We start from the raw sequence: 18,767 nt of genomic DNA, 5'->3' as shown, positions 1-18,767 counted from the left end.
ACATGGAGAAAGATTGTTGCTTATATTTAAATTCCCCCACGGGAAATAAGTAAATATCAACCTCTGGCTAGCCTCATGTGGGTGATAACCAATGAAAAAATACATTAGTATAGGTGTCCATGAACTTGATACTTATCTTGATTACGCTATTTTAAGCATCATAGCTATATATAGCCTTCATGCGACTCCATCCGAAATGGGGATATTGGGTGCTTGCTTCGCTGTTCCATTTCTGGTGGCAAGTGGATTATTCGGCAAGCTGTTTGACAACGGAAATGTATTAAATTGGAGGACATTGCTGTTCTTTATTAATGGCATTGTCATGCCTTTTTTATCTGTAGCTGATCCAATTATATTTCTTTATGTCATTACATTAATCAAAACAACCTGTCGGTGTGGGCTTGGAATATCAAACACAAAATTGAATGTAGATGATAGTGAATCTCAAAGATTTTATGAAATTTATGGATATATCATCAACTGTAGCAGAATAGCCATTCCCTTGTTTGTTGTATATTTAAACACGAACTATGGGTTATGGTTTGTCCTATTATTATCAATGACATTTAACCTGGTTGGCATGTTGACATCATACTTTGATGATACTTTTCGGCTTGATATAAATGCAAGCGTAAGTTCTGCTGCTGTAGAACGTTTTTCATTCATACAGCAATTAAAGAATAAACCGGATTTATATTTACTTGTTTCAGCTTATACTTTGTCAAACTTAGCCTTTTTTCTTAGCAACGATATGCTCGGTATCTTCTTTGAGAGGATTGGGCAAAATGAAAGTAGCATAGGCTACATAATTTCACTTCTCGGGGTTGGTGGCATAGTAGGAACACGAGTTTCTGGTTGGTTACTTAAAAAATTGTCAGCCAAGAATGTTTTGTTATTTTCCATTATGATTAATTTTGTGGCCTTTTGGGGATTTGGTTTTTTAGACGCAAAAACACATCATTATGCCACATACTATTTGTTGGTTTTCCTTGTTGGTACGGCCTCTGGTGTCACATTTTTCGCAATTAGATATGGTGTAAGAAATATCATTGGTTTTGAACACGTAGGGAAAGCGACTGGAGACATACAGAAGATTTCATCTGTAGTGGCAATTTTGATGCCAGTTATTGGTGGGTATACTGCAAAAATCATTTCTATCGAGTTTACTTTCAAATTAACAAGCATTCTGCTTGCGGTGATATTCCTGTATTTTTTATTTAAAAAGCATAAATTAACTGGGGAAAGGAGTAAATATGTACAATCCAAATAAGCTTAGCAAGATTGATTTTATCAATGCAAAACACTATGACTTGTACCTGAAAGGAAAAACTAAGCAAACATGGGATAGCAATCTGAATTGGGACTTGGCTGGGAAAGATTTAATCCCTGAGAATTTAAAGGCAGAAGTCAATGCTCCTTTGAGAAATTAGCGGCGAGCGAATCATAATTTTTATCTCGTCAAAAAGCAAAATTGCGAATGCTTCATGGCAGAGTTTTGTGTCAAAACTGGCCTATAAATCGGAACAGAAAGGCATTTATTTGGTCAAACTGGACTGGTGGTATGCGAGTTCTAAAAACCGCCAATGCTGCGGTCATAAAATGCCAGAAATGCCGTTAAAAGTGCGCCTCTGGTCATACCCAGCATGTGGAGTGGCGCATGATCGAGATATCAATGCGGCGTTAAACATCAAACAGAAGGATATTGATGAACTGAGAGTGGCGGGACTAGTCGAGTCGTTTCTGCTCACTGAGGCTTGTGTCAGACTGGTCAAGCATGAGCAACAGCCGATAACGTGAGACTTGCTGGTAGAGCGGTAAGCAGTCACATATTAGTTTAAAATAAGGAACAATCCTAAATTGATTAAATTATGATGATTTAGGAGTGTTATTCCTATCTGTCGATCTTTTCAACTCCTTCATGGCATAAGGTTTGAAGGGATATTTCAATAAAATTATTCGTTATCAATCATATGATTCAATTCGTAAGGTTTACTTATTTTTACAATTATTAACCGCTGGTTTAGTTGCATATCACTTTTTGTTCGTTTTACACTGCAAACGCTTTAGTTTATTTGTCTGAAAATTTAATTATTGGTGGATCATCTAATCAGCCTATATTGTGTATTCAGGTAAATGAAATGTGCTTATCTGTAGGACCTATTTTTTATCTAAAAGATTCAATGGATTAAATGACACAGGTTCCATTTGGCAAAAAAAAGAGATTAAAAATAGGTATGTAATAACAGGAATATCTGATGACAGAAATAGAGACACAAATTAATTATGATTTTTCTCCCGATATGATAAACCAGCAGAAAGTCTGTTTACTGACGGATCTAAATACAGTGTTTAATCAGCATAACGGGCAAGGGCTATTAATGGTTGATACGGCGGTTTTTCTGGATCGCCGTCAGGAAGAATGGTTTCCTAAGGCAGTCCTTAATCATCAGCCAGCGGCAATACCGACCCAAATAAATCATCTCCGTTATGCATCTCGTTATTCTCCCTGGCTGATACCGCTAGATATTAATCGGTCTGAGGATGCTGAATTGTTGGTGTTAAGCGTCACTCAAGCGTTACAGGAAGCTGATCCCGCAGAGTTGATCACCGGGCGTGGCCGGATGGTTTGCGGCTGGCTGTTCAGTACCAGTCCAGTCCCTGTGATTGCGCAACATATCAGCATGACTGCGGTACAGAAACTATCATCAGTACAGGAAATCATGCTGCGTTTTTATGATCCGGCTGTGAATAATGCCATATGGCCGATTCTGGATAGTTGGCAGCGCTCGCGTCTGCTGGGACCATTGACAGACTGGTATCTGGTTGATGGCGACGGTCAGTTACTGCATCGGGACAATGCACAGTCTGCGAGGGAACTTTACACCTTTTCACTGGGCCTCTCCTCGGAAGAAGTGACAGAAATAACTTGGTCAGGTCCGATGAACCGGGCACTGCGCCAATATCGTCAGGCACACCGTAACCGGTTACGCCGAACAGAGACTGAACTATTGGATGTCATACTGACCTTATTGCGTCGGATAACTAAGCACTATTCCTTTAGTGATGTTCTGGATCTGGAAGTTTGTGCATTGCATGGTTTGTTATATCACCCAGCGATTGATTTACACCCTCGGATACAGTCGCTGTTGTCTGCCGAAGAGGGTAATAGTACTGGTAGCTATATCGAGCGTACAGCCAGACTGACAGACGAAGAGTGGCAGGTTTTGGCCCATGAATGTTGCCATCTCAATGTTTCTACTATTCCTTCAAAGAACAAGGAGATTCTGTAATGGATCGACTATCGTGCCAGATGTGTGAAGTAACCGGACCGGCGCTTTTGCCCGTGCGTTATAGCGTGGTGCCTGATCGTGTTGGTGAAACTTTACCGATGTGGGCAGAAACTCTGACTCCCTCGGCTCAAGGCTACCATTATGCCCTGCGTGCCTTACGACAAGGGTTTTTATATGTTTATTACACCAACTCTGGACCCTTGGTTCAGTATTGCTGGGAAACCTGGAGCGTTAGCGAGGATGGTGCGCTGTGGAAGCAGCCAAATGCCTTTAGTGTGTTTGGTAAGAAAACAGCGGATTGTTATGCGCCGACCCATCAAAGTACTAATGTGGAATTTATTGTGTTGAGAGATATGGCTTTACGTCAAGATGTCTGGTTGGCCTTTTCTCCCTCTGTCTGGAGTCAAGAAACAATCCAGTACTATCACAACCACCCTGAAGCACGGCAAAAACGCATGCAGTGTGTGAAACCGTGGCAGTGGCGCGGAGTGCCTGAGGGTGTTGGCATCAGTCAGGCTACCGTGGATAACTTGAATACAGTGATGGATTACCATAAGGAGGATGACTCCGCCGCTAAATACATTCTGCCTTACAACCCTAAAGTGAGACGGATCAGCCGGACAAGTGAAAAAGCGCCATATTATACCTTTGACCCTAACACTGTTGGTCCACAGGGAACACTCTATCCGTGGAGTGAAAAGCGGTCAGGGAATGCAGAGGCTACCGTTAAAGCCATGCAAAAACGAGGATCGGCAGCGGATGATAGTTCGGTCTCTCCAGTGTTAATTGCTTTGCATGATCCGATTGGTATTGTTCATGAGCTGGCTGGGTGGAGTGATGACATCGCTGGAGAACACTCTGCTTGGTTAGATGACTTGTCGATTGAATTTATGACCCAGCAATCACTGAATGGAGCTAAGAATCAAATTCAGCAGGTTGAAAAAGCTAGGGTAGAGCAGCAGACGTTGGATGCTTATAAAAGTACGGCCAACTACGGTATGGACAAGGTTTTGGTGAAAATCCCCTCGGTGGCGATGTCACAGCGGCAAAGTACGCTTGATGCATTGATGGTGAAGGCAAAGCAAGTCGCGGAACAGGATGGGGAGATAGCACTGGCGACCAGTTGGAATAAATATGAGGCAGAACTGAATCTGGCTAAACGGCAGGCGTTTTCAGATTGTTATGACAAATTCTGCCATACGATCGCCAGCCAGTTAGAGTCTTTGGCTGAATTTCGGGTAAGCTGGTTAAAAGAAGAACGATTGATAACTCATTGCCATGATTTTTATTCAACTCAGGTCTCTGACAACCTTAGTTATCGGGAGGTAGTGGATTATGCAATGGCCTCACTTAATGTTACGGATAGCGGTAGTGCCTTTTTGGATGAATTAATAGGACAATATTCGGCAAAACCAGAGGGTAATTTTGTTTGGCGCTCTCTGTTATTGAATAACCCGGAAGTGATGGCTGAGACCGAAGCGTTGTTATATAAAATGAAGGCCAGCAAAAACAATACATTACCTGCTGCTGAATCTGATTATCTTTCTGTTGTGCAGAAATGTTTTGGCAAACTGGTTGATGCATATGATAAGGCGAATGAAGCACTGGAAGCGCCTATATCGTCAAACTCGTCTTTTTCTCGTGCTATGCTGGCATGTGATAGACGTTTATCCACGATTGGGCAGCGTGTATTTCGGCTTTCTGGTTTGGATAGTGCGCTGAATAGTTTGAATATATTACTGAATAAGACAATATTTTCTGTCGCATCTGGTGTACCGTTGGATAGAATTCAGGAACTTTGTCTTGCAGATATTCAAAGTGGTAATTCATGTAGACAGGCAATTTCTCGTGGTCTTCAGACTTATAAATCTTCGAAAGATCTTGAAAAACTAAATAATTATAAACAGCAATTTGATAAATTTGCACAAAGCGCCGAAGGCGAAAAAACCTTAAGAGCCTCACGAATAAAAATTCTGGTTCTGTTTTTTAACGGGATGGAGTTTGCTGATCAACTGAAAGAAAGTAAAGGAGATGTTAAGGGGTATGCTCAGGTTACTTCGGCGTTTCTAAGCACACTGAGCACGGTTGCTGATGTGATCAAACCAGCTATTGAATTCGGGATAAAAAATCAAGCAGCAACTAAGTCGATTAAATTTGTGGGAGCCAGCGCTGGAGCGGTAGCGTCTGTATTGAATTTAGGGATTGATGGTAGTGATGTTGTCAGAGAATGGAGAAAAGAAGATACTCGCTGGTCTTTCTTTGGGTTGTCTCTTCTAAAATCATCGGCGGATGTGGGTTTACTTGTGAAATCAATGAGTGGCTTATTAGAAGTGTTGGTTAAGCGTGAGTTTAGTAATAAGATAATAGAATTAGCATTTGACCAAATAGGTAAGATCGCGGCTTGGCGTATTATTGGATTCTTCGCTAGCTGGCAGTTCATGATAATAATATTTGTTCTTGATGAATTATATACTCTTTTTATTGATAATGATTTGCAGGATTGGTGCCGTAATAGTGTTTTTGGTAAAGAACCGGATAAATATCTCGTTTCAACTATATTGATTGAGACACAGGATAAACGTAATGAGCTTTATCAAAAACAAAGCGAAAAGTTAGGCGAAGCTTTGGGGGCAGTATTATGACTAAACGCAGAGAGATGAAAGAGTTTATTAATTTCGAAAAAATCAGAAACGAATTATCAGATGCAAAATTTTATATGGGATTAAGTTCTTATGGTAGTGTTGAGGAAAGAAATAAAGCTGCTGAAGCAGAGAAAAAAATTCCAGAATTAGAAGCGCTACTTGCTAAAGAGCCGCCACCGCCAGAATTACCCCCGAAAGTACCATTGATTAAAGTGACCGGAACTCTGGAAGAATTTAGTGTAATAAAAGTATGGGGTTATTTTACTGATCGTGAATATGATCCGGAGGGATTTGCACGGCAGGAAAAACGTGCTCAAGTAGGTGCATTACTACTTGCTATCGCAGGGAATGCCGCAGCAGCGGCAGTGACATCACAGAGTCGAGAAAGGAGGAGTGATCCTAGTGATTTTGTTCGTGGAAAAATTAACGGTATTCCATTTCATGGTTGGTTAGGGATGACCAATGCCAAAGTTGGTGATTATGTTGAATTAGCTGTAGCGCCTAAAGATAATCATTATGTTGTTTATGCCTTAGCTAATCCTTATACAAGGATTATTTCAATGACTCCTCGTTGTGAATGTGGTCTTGATGGATATATCAAGTTTGGTACGAAAGTTAATCATGGATTAGCATTGTTTTTATTTTTAATGACTCTTTCTTTCATGCTTTACGGGAATGCAGAAAAAGTGACAATGGTGGTTTTCTTGTCTCTTGTTTTTATCTTTATTCTTGTCGATGTTTTATTCTATTTTAAAGGTAAAAATCTTGAGAAAAAAGATCCAAAACCGACAATACTATTAGCTGAAAGAATATTTATAGCTTTGGGGTTTCCTGAACCATCTTTGGTTGATTTAAATATTTCAACTAAGAAAAAGCTTAAGGGTTTAAAACTACAAGGAAAATATGTCGATCCTGATAGTGACGAAGGGCAAAATATTCCTTGCAAATGGTATCGCCTGGAGTTTTTTTATTACTATTAATTAAAAGAAAAGTAAAAAGTTAGCAGAAGTTTTGGGGTAGTATTATGACCAAACTCAGAGAATGAAAGAGTTTATCGACTTTGGAAAAGATAGAAATCCACTAATCCCGCCGATAATTTGATGTTATCGCAGATGTTAGTTCGAGTAATCTATCGTATTTTTACGAGTCTAAATGGCGACTGTACATTGATTAGTCGTTTTAGACAATTTCAACACTCCCCAGCGATCCGATAAACCGCCGTATCACATTTCTGTGTTTCAGGGCATTGTTTGCAACTGCCGCTTAGGCAAGCAGTTGCATCAATTTTTTCCAATTTGCCCATTACGGTGAGTTGTTCAAGCATCGCTTCTACCATCGATAATGAAGCAGAAAGCTGGTGGCTCAACAACTTAGCATCTGCCTGTCCATTCAGCGCGACTGCATCCCTTACTTGTAATAGGCTAATCATTTTCAATTCCTAGTGACAGTTTCCACTGGAGCAGTGGCAGCTATTTCCCGGGGTGCTGATTAATTTCATGGTCACACGGCTGCGCGCCCGACGCAGGAAGTAGAACACCAGCGCGTTAAACATGACGACGGTCAGAATGGTAATCAGGCTGCTTTGTGGATGTTGTGAGAAAGTCACCATCTGGTAGAACAGCGCTGAAATTGAATAAGCCACATTCAGTCCCCACAGAATGGAGAATGTCATCCAACCACGGCTTGTTTCGCGAGCAATCGCGCCCATCACCGAAACACAAGGCACATATAACAGAACAAAGATTAGATAGCTGTAAGCTGAAATAGCGGAGCCAAATTTGGCGCTCATGGTTCCCATAGAACCGCTATCCATCTCACCGTCGCCTTTATTAGCTTCGATTGGGTTGGCAAGTACGCTCAGAGTAAATGTCTCTTTCAGGCTATCCCAGGTTTCACCAATTGCATCTTTCAGCTCATCAAGCAGGTTGAATTCATCTGCATTAAACGGCTCATTAGCAATGCTTTCTGCGGTATATAGGGTATTCAGCGTCCCAACCACCACTTCTTTTGCCATTGCACCGGTTATCAGACCCACAGTTGCTTGCCAGTTATCTGAGTGAACGCCAATTGGCTGTAATATTGGCGTAATAATCTTGCTAACCGAAGCCAGAGCGGATTGGTTGATGCTATCCACCGCCTTACCAGAGAATGAGAAACTGTTAAGAGCGCCGATGAACATACTGGCGATAACGATCACTTTACCGGCACGGATAACAAAACCTTTCAGACGTTGCCAGGTTTGCAGAAGCAGGGTTTTTAGATGTGGAATATGGTAAACCGGGAGTTCCATAACAAACGGTGAAGCTTCGCCGCGCATAATGGTGTATTTCAACATCAGGCCAGTCAGAATAGCGACGACAATACCCAATATATAAAGGGAAAAAACAAAAGTTGCCCCATTTTTGCCAAAGAATGCGGCGGCAAATACGGCAAAGATGGCTAATCGCGCACCACAAGACATAAAGGGCGCCATCATAATCGTGATCAAACGTTCACGCGGAGCATCCAGCGTTCTCGCCCCCATAATGGATGGCACGTTACAACCGAAGCCAACGATCAGCGGGACAAACGATTTACCCGGCAGTCCCAAAACTTGCATCAGACGATCCATGACAAAAGCCGCCCGCGCCATATAACCGGAGTCCTCAAGGAAAGAGAGGAATAGATACATCATGCCGATTTGTGGGACCAGCGGCAGAACGGTGTTGATACCGCCGCCGATACCTTGTGCGAGGAAAACCGTCAGCCATTCAGGAAAATTTAAGGTATGACCAAGCCATTGAACCCCATGAATGAAAACCGCGATAGAACCACTGTCAAAGATAGGTTGTAACGCACCACCGATATTAATTGCCAGTACGAACATTAAATACATGACAGCCAGGAAAATGGGTACGCCTAACCAACGATTGAGGATAATTTTATCGATTGCCTGGGTGAGTTTATTTGGCATGGCTTTTTGGGTATCAATCACGGCCATGCACAATGTGTTGATGCTTTGATAGCGCGCATCGGCAATCAACAGTTCGGGTTCTTCATATTGCTGTTGTTGCAAGCGTTGTTTGGATTCAGCCAGTGTTGAGGTAGTAAGGCCGGAACGTTCCAAGCTGTAAATATCCCCTTCAAGCATCTGAAGCGCTAACCAACGGCGTTGTTGAGTATGAAAATTTTCTGAAATCGCACCAGATAACGTCTCAACTTCTTGCAACAGGCAGTCAGGGTAGTGAATCAGTGACTGCCTGACATTCTGCTTATGACGATCAATCGCCTGTTTTAGCTCATTCACTCCAGTTGCTCGGGTCGAAACCATTGGAATGACTGGGCAGCCAAGGCGCTGTTCCAGTTCGGCAATATCAATGTGGATATGCTGACTATCTGCGATATCCAACATATTGAGCGCGACGATGCATGGAATGCCTAATTCCAACAGTTGTAACGTCAGATAGAGATTTCGCTCAAGGTTAGAAGCATCTACGACGTTAATCAGCATGTCAGCATCACCGCTCAGGATGTAGTGGCAGGCTATCTGCTCATCCAGTGATGTTTGTTCAGAAATCGTGGTCAGAGAGTAGGTTCCCGGCAGGTCAACTAACTCAATTTTATGTTCTGCGGTGGTAAAACGGCCAACTTTTCGTTCTACTGTAACGCCAGCCCAGTTGCCTACACGTTGTCGGGAGCCAGTAAGTTGGTTAAATAATGTTGTTTTGCCGGCATTGGGGTTGCCAATTAAGCCAATAGTCAGTGCTTTCATGTTTTTGGTGCCAGATTAAATTAGGAGTAACCGTTTCGTTGCTTGCAACGGATTATGCGTTGCATTGAGTGTTGTCTAATGTGAGAAATTCCAAGTCTTTTTTTCTCAGAATTAGGCTGACTCTGCGAGTCTCAATTTGTATCGGATCACCTAAAGGCGCTAAGCGGACAACATGAAAAGAAGAACCAGGCAACATACCTAATGACAGTAATTTCTGTCGGTAAGCTGGGCTGATCTTCGGAGAAAAGCCAATGATCTTGTAACTATGGTCTGGAAGAAGTTGCATATGACCTTCCGGGATATGTGATAAGTAAAGTAATACCGAGAATTAGTTGCACTCATTCATTATGAAGTGTAATTTTTAATCCAATTCATACTAATTGCAAATAAAAATAATAACCATCATTAATTTCAATGTTAATCCTATTTTCATTGTTGGTGTTAATTTGATCACTTAGTCACTCAGGTTGACATGAATCTTCTTTCTGACAGAAACGGTGAAATATGCACTGCCGAAGCAGTGCATCTGTTTATAGTGATAGAAGTTACAGCGATAGAAGTTTTAACGTTTTTTTCCGAATGCGGCGGCTAGTGCATCGCTCATAGCACTGTTTCCGGCTGAGATACCAGCTGAGATAGAAGAACGGGAAGTGTTACGGTTCCTGTCATTACGTTCAGGGCGGCGGTCAGTTTGCGTATTATTACTGCGACGTGATTGGGTTTCTCCCGGTTGTTCATCAAGACGCATGGTCAGAGCGATGCGCTTACGGTTCAGATCAACTTCCAGCACTTTTACTTTAACGATATCACCCGCTTTGACCACGGTGTGAGGATCTTCTACAAAGCGATCGGACAGCGAAGAGATATGCACTAAGCCATCTTGATGAACGCCGATATCGACAAACGCGCCAAAATTGGTCACGTTAGTGACGGCACCTTCCAGCACCATTCCCGGACGCAGATCATTCATAGTTTCCACGCCTTCCGCGAAAGTCGCGGTTTTAAACTCCGGACGTGGATCACGGCCAGGTTTTTCCAGCTCTTTCAAAATATCGGTAACGGTTGGAACACCAAATTGCTCGGTGGTGAAATTCTGAGGTTGCAGCCCACGCAGTGAAGCAGAGTTACCCATCAATTCCTGGAGTTTCTGCTCAGTGGCCGCCAAAATTTTTTCAACTATTGGATAAGCTTCCGGATGAACGGTCGATGCATCCAGCGGGTTATCACCGTGATTAATCCGCAAGAATCCAGCACATTGCTCAAAAGCCTTTGGCCCAAGGCGACTGACTTTCAGTAATTGTGTACGGTTATTGAAACGGCCATTCTCATCGCGCCAGTTGACGATGTTCTGGGCAATCATACGGGTCAATCCGGCAACTCTGGTTAGCAGTGGAACAGAAGCGGTATTGAGATCCACGCCGACGGCGTTTACACAATCTTCAACGACGGCATCCAGTTTTTTGGCAAGCTGAGTCTGGCTGACATCATGTTGATATTGACCCACGCCGATGGATTTCGGATCGATTTTCACTAATTCAGCGAGAGGATCTTGCAAGCGGCGGGCGATAGAGACTGCCCCGCGTAGTGAAACATCCAGGTCGGGAAATTCCTGTGCCGCCAGCTCAGAAGCAGAGTAAACCGATGCTCCTGCCTCACTGACAATCACTTTTTGGGCTTTTATCTCTGAGAACTGTTTTTGCACATCCGCGAAGAAACGTTCTGTTTCACGGGAAGCCGTTCCGTTACCGATGGCGACCAGTTCTACTTGATGTTTGATACACAATGCCGCCACGCTGGCGGCGGCTTTAGCCGCTTGCCCGGTGTGTGGATAGATCGTGTCTGTGGCAATCAGTTTGCCGGTTGCATCGATAACGGCCACTTTGACGCCGGTACGCAGACCCGGATCGAGCCCCATTGTTGCACGCATGCCCGCAGGTGCGGCCATCAATAGATCTTGCAGGTTGCGGGCGAATACTTTAATAGCTTCATCTTCCGATTTCTCACGCAAGGTACTCATCAATTCAGTTTCAAGATGCAGCAATACCTTGACGCGCCAGGTCCAATTCACCACGGCTTTGCGCCAGCTATCTGCCGGCGCATTGTTCAAGCGCAGATTAAGATGCTGCGTAATAATCTGTTCGCCGTAACTCTCTTTCGGTGGTTCATCAAACTGGGGATCGGCATTTAGGGAAAGTTGCAGTATGCCTTCATTACGGCCGCGGAACATAGCCAATGCACGGTGAGAAGGGATTTGTGCGATAGGTTCATGGTGATCAAAATAGTCGCGGAATTTAGCGCCTTCCTCTTCTTTTCCTGCAACGACTTTAGCGACCAGATGGGCATTTTTCCATAGATAGTCACGTACTTTTGCCAATAATGCGGCATCTTCGGCAAAACGTTCCATCAGGATATAACGCGCGCCATCCAGCGCAGCTTTGGTATCAGCGACACCTTTATCAGGATCAATAAAAGTAGCGGCAACCTGCTCCGGTTCTTGTTGTGGATCTTGCCACAAGGAATCCGCTAGTGGTTCAAGACCCGCTTCAATAGCGATTTGTCCACGGGTACGGCGTTTCGGTTTATATGGCAGATAAAGATCTTCCAGCTCTGTTTTGCTTAGAGTGCCATTAATGGCTGCGGCCAGTTCTGGGGTCAGCTTACCTTGCTCGTCAATGGATTTAAGAATGGTTTGGCGGCGGTCCGATAGTTCGCGCAGGTAACTAAGGCGGGTCTCAAGTTGGCGAAGTTGAGTGTCATCCAGACCGCCAGTGACTTCTTTACGATATCGTGCGATAAAAGGGACAGTATTCCCTTCATCAAGCAGGCTAATGGCAGAAAGTACCTGTTGTGGCTGCGCTTGTAGCTCACTTGCAATAATTTGGTTCAGAGATTGATTCATGTTGCGTTTTCTTCTGGTGGATAAGCTTCAAATTTCAAATATTCACAAAACTCCTTTATACGTTTTGAGAGGAATAATTTCCAGTTTACGTCTAATCTTATTTTGACGTATTGCGATATCATTCAACGAATTTGTTGCCGGTTACGCTATAGCAACTGCGATTGAACTCAAATGTGAAAAGTTATCGCTGGAACCATAGGCGTGTTACCGAACTTTCTATGAGCTGTTTCTGAATATACAAATTCAACTGAAAGAACGGCTAAAGTAGGAAAAATCTGAGCTTCATAGTGTTGCCCATGAAGTCAGTAAGCTAATGAATGATAAATCTACTTTCGACTTTCGTTAAAAATAGAGAGATTACCTAAAGAATTTATTTAATGGAATTGTTCTGACCTACTTAGATATTTATAACCAACTAAATGAATCTTATTTTAAAGTGATTTTATTGTTTTGTTAATTAAGGCTGGAAGATTATTTAATCTTCCAGCCTTATTGAATTATTTAGGCGAACATCGACTCCAGCTTAGTCAGCCATATAATGGCTCCAGGAATATATTCCTAATTTTGTGCACAATTCGACTCGTTTTAGCTGGCTTGGTAAAAATATGTCCTAAAATTTAAACGACATTGCAGCGAAAACCATTCCACCACTTCCGGCCCATCCCATGCAGAATTGGTCTTTCTCCAGTATGCCTTTATGAACAGCATCAATGATTCCAAAAGGAATAGATGTAGTAATAATGTTACCTGTTTTATGTCCAACGTGATGCATCTTATTATCAACCCCGATTGAATGTCCAAGCTTATGCCACATTTTAGGTGAACCTGTATGAATAAAGATTTTGTGAATATCGTTGCTGGAAACATTGTGCTGATTAAATACCCCGATTGCATCTTCCCAACCATATTCATTTAGCAAGGCTGCATATGAATTAAATAGATATTGTCCACCAAGCGGTGAAATGCGTTTGACATCAGAATCGTTACAAAACAGTTCCCAGCCCGGTAAGGAGATGGTCGACAAGTCGCTTAAATCTGGCCTGTTGATATAAGAAAACTTGAAATTATCAGGTGATTCATTACTCAGTATGGTGACGGCTGTGGCTTCTCCTATGGTAAAACTTGCAAATTTGTAAGCCAGTTCCGATGGAGAAGACAAAGAGAAGTTCTTTGGAAAGAGAGGTCCTCCATCGGACATACCAAATTCCATGTTAACGATAGCGGCATGGCGTATTTCACCTGCTTTCATTTTACTATTGATAATGTCCATCGCCGTCACCCAACCATTACAGGCGTCTGAAACGTCGTAATTCCTGCAATTTAATCCTAGAGCCTTTGCAATAAAAGTACTGTTGGCTGGTTCGGTGAAACCACGAGTGACATTGGGATAGAGTAAGAGATCAATTTCGGCTTTGCTTATATTAGCTTGCGCTAAAGCGCGATCAAACGCCGCTTCCATCAGTTGCATAGGCTTTTCACCCTTGTTTAGCCAATGCCGGGTTTTTATACCGCTTGTATCGAGTAACTTTCTGATCGTCTGTAAGGTTTTAGGTAAATTTCCCTGGAAGGTATTTCTTGAGTATTGATCAATTAAATCGATAACTTCCTGATTTGTAACCAGTCGTGACGGAAGTAATCCTGATATACCTGCTATTTTCATTTACACATTCCTCTGGATAAATATTTTTAATATTCTATTTTTATGGTGTCTTAATAATTACATTGAATTTAATTTCTACTTGCACAGATTTTTATTTAAAAAATTAGACACTCTATTTTCAGAAAGCCTAAATAAAATATTCACGTATCAGTGAGTTTTTTATAATGTTAATTTTCTCCATTGAAATAACTTGATGATTTATATTTCTATCATAATTTATATCTGATTCAAGGTATCGATACTATTTTTCATCCTTACATTTTGGATTTTTGTAAACTTTAAAATACATTTATTACTGTGCTGTTTTGTTTATATCAGTGATTATATTTTTATTAATTAAATATAATCAATTTTACCCATTGCAGCATGGCATGTGACACGTCGGCAAGAAAATGTTTTTCATTCTGATCCAACGAGGGAATACACTTTTGTTGTCAGCTATAAGTGCTAATCAGCACGTTTGTTGGTATTTCACGGTACTGAAATACCAGCCTGAATTGGCGTATGATTAGCCAATCATTCACTATCGTTGTTCTCAAGGAGGTTTCGATGTTAGCTCAGTTGCCACACACTGCAATACAACTAGAAACCGACGTTAAGCGTAAGAAATCCCCACGTAAAACGGCTGCTTTTGATGTGAAACGTGCAGCAGAACAGGGTGATAAGAATTTCCAGTATTTTCTTAAAAGCGGAAAGTTGCCAGTTTCCAGGTGAGTTCAATGGCCTGCGTATATATTTCTGACTTTATTTAAATGTCTTCTAATTAGGCGTCGTTTTTACACTGATTTTTATAATCATAAAATATGTGGCGATATAATTGATTATCTTGGTCGTGATGCTAAGAGTAAAACATAAGAATAAAACAATAGTACTATTTCACGTTCATTTAATTCTGGTCTCCTGTATTAAATTCCGCTTCGCAGAGTGAATGAATCGTTAGCGTGCGATTCATTCAGTTGTTATTCTTCGATATGTTGTTATTCTTCGATATATAGCGCTAACGACGTCATGTCGAAAGAGTATACCGGCTATTTCATGTATTCGATCTCGTTCACATACCACAATACTTTTCCAGTTGGTGTCTGAACGATTGCACTGTCTCCAACTTCTTTCTTCAATAAAGCTCGGGCCATTGGAGAATCGATTGATATGTAGTCTTTGCGACCAAAAATTTCGTCGTACCCAACAATACGGAAGCGTTTAATCTCGCCTTGATCATTTTCGATCTCGACCCATGCGCCAAAGAATACTCGCCCATCTTGTTGGGGGGAATAATCAACACACCGCAACTCTTCCAGGCTCTTGGTTAGATATCGGACTCTGCGATCAATCTCCCGTAGCCTCTTCTTGTTATATTGATAATCTGCGTTTTCACTCCGGTCACCGAGGCTTGCTGCCCAAGTGACTTTTTTAGTCACTTCTGGGCGCTCTTCACGCCAGAGATAATCCAATTCTTCCTTTAATTTGTTGTAGCCTTCGCGGGTTATCAGTTTAGTCTTCATTTTATGTTGATGTAGATACCGTAGTTAACCTCATAAATGTATAAAACAGCCCATTTTGGTAGATGTCAAATTAAGACTCGGTTTTTAGTCGTTAATCAATAAATCCCGGCTGTTTTGCAAGATTAACGTATTAGTTACATTCAGCTAGTCGTTGGTTGAATAAATTTATCACTGTTGATGGATTATCGGCTACATGGCAGCAAATATGACAGGCTCCCACTGCGATGAGTACGGGTTTAAAACGAGAGATAAGCGGTTAACAGACGGTTTCGAGTTAGCATTATCGGTAACAAGATTGCTTTACCTGTCCACTCATTATGATATTTGGCTCTAATATTTATAACGTTCATCATATAATTTATGGTTCTGTGTACTGAATAGTATGTATGCTGTGAATCTTGTTGGTGATGGGACAGGCTATTAAGGTTTAAGTGGAGAAAAAACAAGCGAAATTGTTTACTATAGTAACGAAAGGTGACGAAAAATCGACCGCTGAGTGGTTTCTTGCCCAAACGTTGGTGAGCTGAACATGATCGATCCAGATCCTCGTTAGTAAGGAATAGCCGAAAACCGTGGCGGTGGTAAGAAGGTAATATGCAGCAAAAGGCAATTTTCGTTTAGTCTGCCTGATGAATTTAATCCAACTAATAAATGGATTTCTATCAATTTGCCGGTCGCCAGGGCGCTAATTGATAGGTTGGCGGATGGCGAAATAGCGGTAGAAATTCGATAGTTGACAGTGAATTACTTTGTTCTCGTTGTCAGTAATAAACCACTAAATTAATCATTATAATTAATAACAGTGGAAATAAGTCCTATTAGGAATAGTCTCAAAATACAGATATCTGGTTTCTATCTTTGGGTTAATCTCTTTCAAAATGATAAATTTATCAAAGCATGTAGTGTTTTTTGGAGTTTGATAATGCAAGTAGATAACAAGATCCTTGTGGTGGATGATGACATGCGTTTACGAACGTTATTAGAGCGTTATCTAACAGAACAAGGTTTTCAGGTACGTAGTGCCGCTAATGCGGAGCAGATGGACCGTTTACTAACACGGGAATCTGTTAGCTTAATCGTATTGGATTTAATGTTACCAGGAGAGGATGGGCTTTCTGTTTGTCAAAGGCTGAGAAACCAAAGTAATCCGGTACCGATTATTATGGTGACGGCGAGGGGAGAAGAGGTAGATCGTATTGTTGGGTTGGAAATTGGCGCTGATGATTATATTCCGAAGCCATTTAATCCTCGTGAGTTATTGGCGCGTATCCGGGCGGTATTGCGTCGTCAGGCGAATAAGTTATTGGGTCTGCCGGTTGAGGATGATGCGATTATTAATTTTGGCAAGTTTAGCCTCAATTTGAGTACGCGGGAGATGTTTCAGGGAGATGAACATATTCAATTAACCAGTGGGGAATTTGCCGTATTGAAAGTACTGGTTTCTTATCCTGGCGTGCCACTGTCCCGTAATAAGCTGATGAGTTTAGCTCATGGTCGGGAATATAGCACGATGAAGCGATCTATTGATGTCTTGGTTTCACGTCTGCGCCGTGTGATTGAAGAAGATCCTACACATCCTCGTTATATCCAGACTATCTGGGGTCTGGGTTATGTCTTTGTGCCTGACGGAATTCGTGTATGAGATTATTGCGATTTTCCCCTCGCAGCACGTTTACCCATATTTTATTCCTGATTATGGCTATGCTGTTTATCAGTCTGGTAACCAGCTACTTGGTTGTTGTGAATTTCGTTATCATGCCAAGCTTGCAGCAATTCAATAAGGTATTAGCGTATGAAGTCCGTACCCTAATGGCTGAGAAGTTGAAGCTGGAAGATGGCTCTTTTCTGGTGATATCGCCGGTAGTTCGCCGGGAGATTTATCAAGAATTGGGTATTACGCTCTATTCTGAATCTGACGCGGAGATACAAGGTTTACGTTGGGCCAGACGTTATGATTTCTTGAGTGAGAAGATGGGCGAGTACCTTGGCGGCAAGGCTGATCTTCGTCTGGAAATAAACACAGATAGCCCTATACTTTGGCTTAATTCCTATCTGGCCCCCGATATTTGGGTCAGAGTTCCTCTGACTGAGATCGAACAAAATCAATTCTCGCCTATTTTCCGCTATACACTGGCAATTCTATTACTGATATTTGGTTGTATCTGGCTTTATATCCGTTTTCAGAATCGGCCTTTACTGGAAATGGAGTATGCGGCCAGGCAAACAGGTAAAGGTATTATGATGCCGTCGGTGCGGGAAGCGGGTTCTCTGGAAGTTCGAGCAGCCATTCGCTCATTTAACCAAATGTCCGCCGGGATAAAGTTATTGGAAAGTGACCGTACGATATTAATTGCTGGCGTAAGCCATGATTTGCGTACTCCGCTGACACGTATTCGACTGGCAACAGAAATGATGAGCAAGGAAGATGCTTATCTGTCTGAATCGATCAATAAAGATATTGAAGAGTGTAACGCGATTATTGAGCAATTCATTGATTATCTCCGTACCGGGCAAGAGATGCCAATGGAGTTCTGCGAACTGAACGCTATTCTCAAAGAGGTTATTTCCGCAGAGAATGGCTATGAGCAAGATATTGAAAACCATCTCTCTCTTAACCCAATAACCGTTAACGCCAATCCGATTTCTATTAAACGAGCGTTGGCTAATATGTTGGTTAATGCCAATCGTTATGGTAACGGCTGGATTAAAGTGAGTAGTGGTCAGACAAATAAATTTGCCTGGTTTCAGGTAGAAGATAATGGAGCCGGCATTAAGCAGGAAGATTTGCCACGGTTATTTCAGCCATTCGTTCGCGGCGAAAGAGCGCGCAGCAGCAGTGGAACAGGGTTAGGTCTGGCGATTGTTCAGCGAATTATTGATGCTCATGATGGAAAAATTGAAATGGGCGCCAGCCCTAGAGGGGGATTATCTATCCGTGTCTGTATTCCTGTCGTGGAAGATAATTTTTAACGGCTTGATAATCATCTCCTATATTCGATTTTAACGGTGTGTGGAGATGACAG

14 protein-coding genes and 1 pseudogene are annotated in these 18,767 nt (G+C 42.0%); 9 read left to right on the top strand and 6 right to left on the bottom strand.

Translation table 11 applies throughout. The features are described 5' to 3' along the window. Positions 1-91 precede the first annotated feature (91 nt). The 6 genes and pseudogenes from EAE93_RS12175 to EAE93_RS12150 all read left to right on the top strand — a co-directional run bounded on the left by EAE93_RS12175 (position 92) and on the right by EAE93_RS12150 (position 6,912). Positions 92-1,270, top strand: a complete 1,179-nt coding sequence (locus EAE93_RS12175; RefSeq protein WP_036813653.1) for an MFS transporter — start codon at positions 92-94, stop codon at positions 1,268-1,270. After that, positions 1,254-1,430, top strand: coding sequence for a hypothetical protein (locus tag EAE93_RS12170; RefSeq protein ID WP_161786709.1), 177 nt, complete (start codon positions 1,254-1,256; stop codon positions 1,428-1,430). Before EAE93_RS12175 ends, EAE93_RS12170 begins: the two co-directional genes overlap by 17 nt. Before the next feature lie 40 nt (positions 1,431-1,470). After that, positions 1,471-1,797, top strand: a pseudogene (locus tag EAE93_RS12165) (zinc ribbon domain-containing protein); the annotation flags it as partial. Positions 1,798-2,255: 458 nt separating this feature from the next. Then, complete coding sequence (locus EAE93_RS12160; RefSeq protein ID WP_214039762.1) at positions 2,256-3,290, top strand: DUF4123 domain-containing protein; 1,035 nt, start codon at positions 2,256-2,258, stop codon at positions 3,288-3,290. Then, positions 3,290-5,932 (top strand): T6SS effector BTH_I2691 family protein, encoded by a 2,643-nt coding sequence (locus EAE93_RS12155; protein WP_214039761.1) that lies wholly within the window; start codon positions 3,290-3,292, stop codon positions 5,930-5,932. The genes EAE93_RS12160 and EAE93_RS12155 overlap by 1 nt, the downstream gene beginning before the upstream one ends. Then, the gene (locus EAE93_RS12150) at positions 5,929-6,912 is read left to right on the top strand and encodes a putative type VI secretion system effector (RefSeq protein ID WP_214039760.1); all 984 of its coding nucleotides are present in this window, start codon (positions 5,929-5,931) and stop codon (positions 6,910-6,912) included. The genes EAE93_RS12155 and EAE93_RS12150 overlap by 4 nt, the downstream gene beginning before the upstream one ends. 209 nt (positions 6,913-7,121) lie before the next feature. Here the strand turns inward: EAE93_RS12150 and EAE93_RS12145 are convergent, their stop codons facing one another. The 5 genes from EAE93_RS12145 to EAE93_RS12125 form a co-directional block, all read right to left on the bottom strand. Beyond that, complete coding sequence (locus EAE93_RS12145; protein ID WP_214039759.1) at positions 7,122-7,361, bottom strand: FeoC-like transcriptional regulator; 240 nt, start codon at positions 7,359-7,361, stop codon at positions 7,122-7,124. Between the two features lie 9 nt (positions 7,362-7,370). Next, positions 7,371-9,683, bottom strand: coding sequence for a Fe(2+) transporter permease subunit FeoB (gene feoB, locus EAE93_RS12140; protein WP_214039758.1), 2,313 nt, complete (start codon positions 9,681-9,683; stop codon positions 7,371-7,373). 52 nt (positions 9,684-9,735) lie between these two features. After that, on the bottom strand, positions 9,736-9,969 hold the full coding sequence (gene feoA, locus EAE93_RS12135) for a ferrous iron transporter A (RefSeq protein WP_036813666.1): 234 nt from the start codon (positions 9,967-9,969) through the stop codon (positions 9,736-9,738). Between the two features lie 276 nt (positions 9,970-10,245). Beyond that, positions 10,246-12,582 (bottom strand): Tex family protein, encoded by a 2,337-nt coding sequence (locus EAE93_RS12130; RefSeq protein WP_214039757.1) that lies wholly within the window; start codon positions 12,580-12,582, stop codon positions 10,246-10,248. 610 nt (positions 12,583-13,192) lie between these two features. Further along, a complete protein-coding gene (locus tag EAE93_RS12125) occupies positions 13,193-14,242 on the bottom strand; it encodes a 3-oxoacyl-[acyl-carrier-protein] synthase III C-terminal domain-containing protein (protein WP_214039756.1) in 1,050 nt (349 codons plus the stop codon). Between the two features lie 549 nt (positions 14,243-14,791). Here EAE93_RS12125 and EAE93_RS12120 point away from each other — a divergent pair. Beyond that, positions 14,792-14,956, top strand: a complete 165-nt coding sequence (locus tag EAE93_RS12120) for a hypothetical protein (protein ID WP_181147758.1) — start codon at positions 14,792-14,794, stop codon at positions 14,954-14,956. 314 nt (positions 14,957-15,270) lie between these two features. Here the strand turns inward: EAE93_RS12120 and greB are convergent, their stop codons facing one another. Beyond that, on the bottom strand, positions 15,271-15,744 hold the full coding sequence (gene greB / locus EAE93_RS12115) for a transcription elongation factor GreB (RefSeq protein WP_036813674.1): 474 nt from the start codon (positions 15,742-15,744) through the stop codon (positions 15,271-15,273). A 922-nt stretch (positions 15,745-16,666) separates the two neighbouring features. On the opposite strand from greB, the gene ompR reads away from it, so the two are divergent. Further along, entirely contained in the window at positions 16,667-17,386 is a 720-nt protein-coding gene (ompR, locus tag EAE93_RS12110; RefSeq protein ID WP_036813676.1) for an osmolarity response regulator transcription factor OmpR, read from the top strand. After that, entirely contained in the window at positions 17,383-18,714 is a 1,332-nt protein-coding gene (gene envZ, locus EAE93_RS12105; RefSeq protein ID WP_040153393.1) for a two-component system sensor histidine kinase EnvZ, read from the top strand. The genes ompR and envZ overlap by 4 nt, the downstream gene beginning before the upstream one ends. Positions 18,715-18,767: the final 53 nt, after the last annotated feature.

Origin of the sequence: Photorhabdus akhurstii, from assembly GCF_018448925.1 — a bacterium.
Classification (GTDB): domain Bacteria; phylum Pseudomonadota; class Gammaproteobacteria; order Enterobacterales; family Enterobacteriaceae; genus Photorhabdus; species Photorhabdus akhurstii.
Note: the sequence above shows the minus strand (reverse complement) of the source record. Positions and strands in the feature narration are given on the sequence as shown.

Excerpts from the sequence above, each read along its gene's own strand:
- EAE93_RS12175 (WP_036813653.1), top strand. The coding sequence starts at position 92 with ATGAAAAAATACATTAGTATAGGTGTCCATGAACTTGATACTTATCTT.
- EAE93_RS12170 (WP_161786709.1), top strand. The coding sequence starts at position 1,254 with ATGTACAATCCAAATAAGCTTAGCAAGATTGATTTTATCAATGCAAAA.
- EAE93_RS12160 (WP_214039762.1), top strand. The coding sequence starts at position 2,256 with ATGACAGAAATAGAGACACAAATTAATTATGATTTTTCTCCCGATATG.
- EAE93_RS12155 (WP_214039761.1), top strand. The coding sequence starts at position 3,290 with ATGGATCGACTATCGTGCCAGATGTGTGAAGTAACCGGACCGGCGCTT.
- EAE93_RS12150 (WP_214039760.1), top strand. The coding sequence starts at position 5,929 with ATGACTAAACGCAGAGAGATGAAAGAGTTTATTAATTTCGAAAAAATC.
- EAE93_RS12145 (WP_214039759.1), bottom strand. The coding sequence starts at position 7,361 with ATGATTAGCCTATTACAAGTAAGGGATGCAGTCGCGCTGAATGGACAG.
- feoB (WP_214039758.1), bottom strand. The coding sequence starts at position 9,683 with ATGAAAGCACTGACTATTGGCTTAATTGGCAACCCCAATGCCGGCAAA.
- feoA (WP_036813666.1), bottom strand. The coding sequence starts at position 9,969 with ATGCAACTTCTTCCAGACCATAGTTACAAGATCATTGGCTTTTCTCCG.
- EAE93_RS12130 (WP_214039757.1), bottom strand. The coding sequence starts at position 12,582 with ATGAATCAATCTCTGAACCAAATTATTGCAAGTGAGCTACAAGCGCAG.
- EAE93_RS12125 (WP_214039756.1), bottom strand. The coding sequence starts at position 14,242 with ATGAAAATAGCAGGTATATCAGGATTACTTCCGTCACGACTGGTTACA.
- EAE93_RS12120 (WP_181147758.1), top strand. The coding sequence starts at position 14,792 with ATGTTAGCTCAGTTGCCACACACTGCAATACAACTAGAAACCGACGTT.
- greB (WP_036813674.1), bottom strand. The coding sequence starts at position 15,744 with ATGAAGACTAAACTGATAACCCGCGAAGGCTACAACAAATTAAAGGAA.
- ompR (WP_036813676.1), top strand. The coding sequence starts at position 16,667 with ATGCAAGTAGATAACAAGATCCTTGTGGTGGATGATGACATGCGTTTA.
- envZ (WP_040153393.1), top strand. The coding sequence starts at position 17,383 with ATGAGATTATTGCGATTTTCCCCTCGCAGCACGTTTACCCATATTTTA.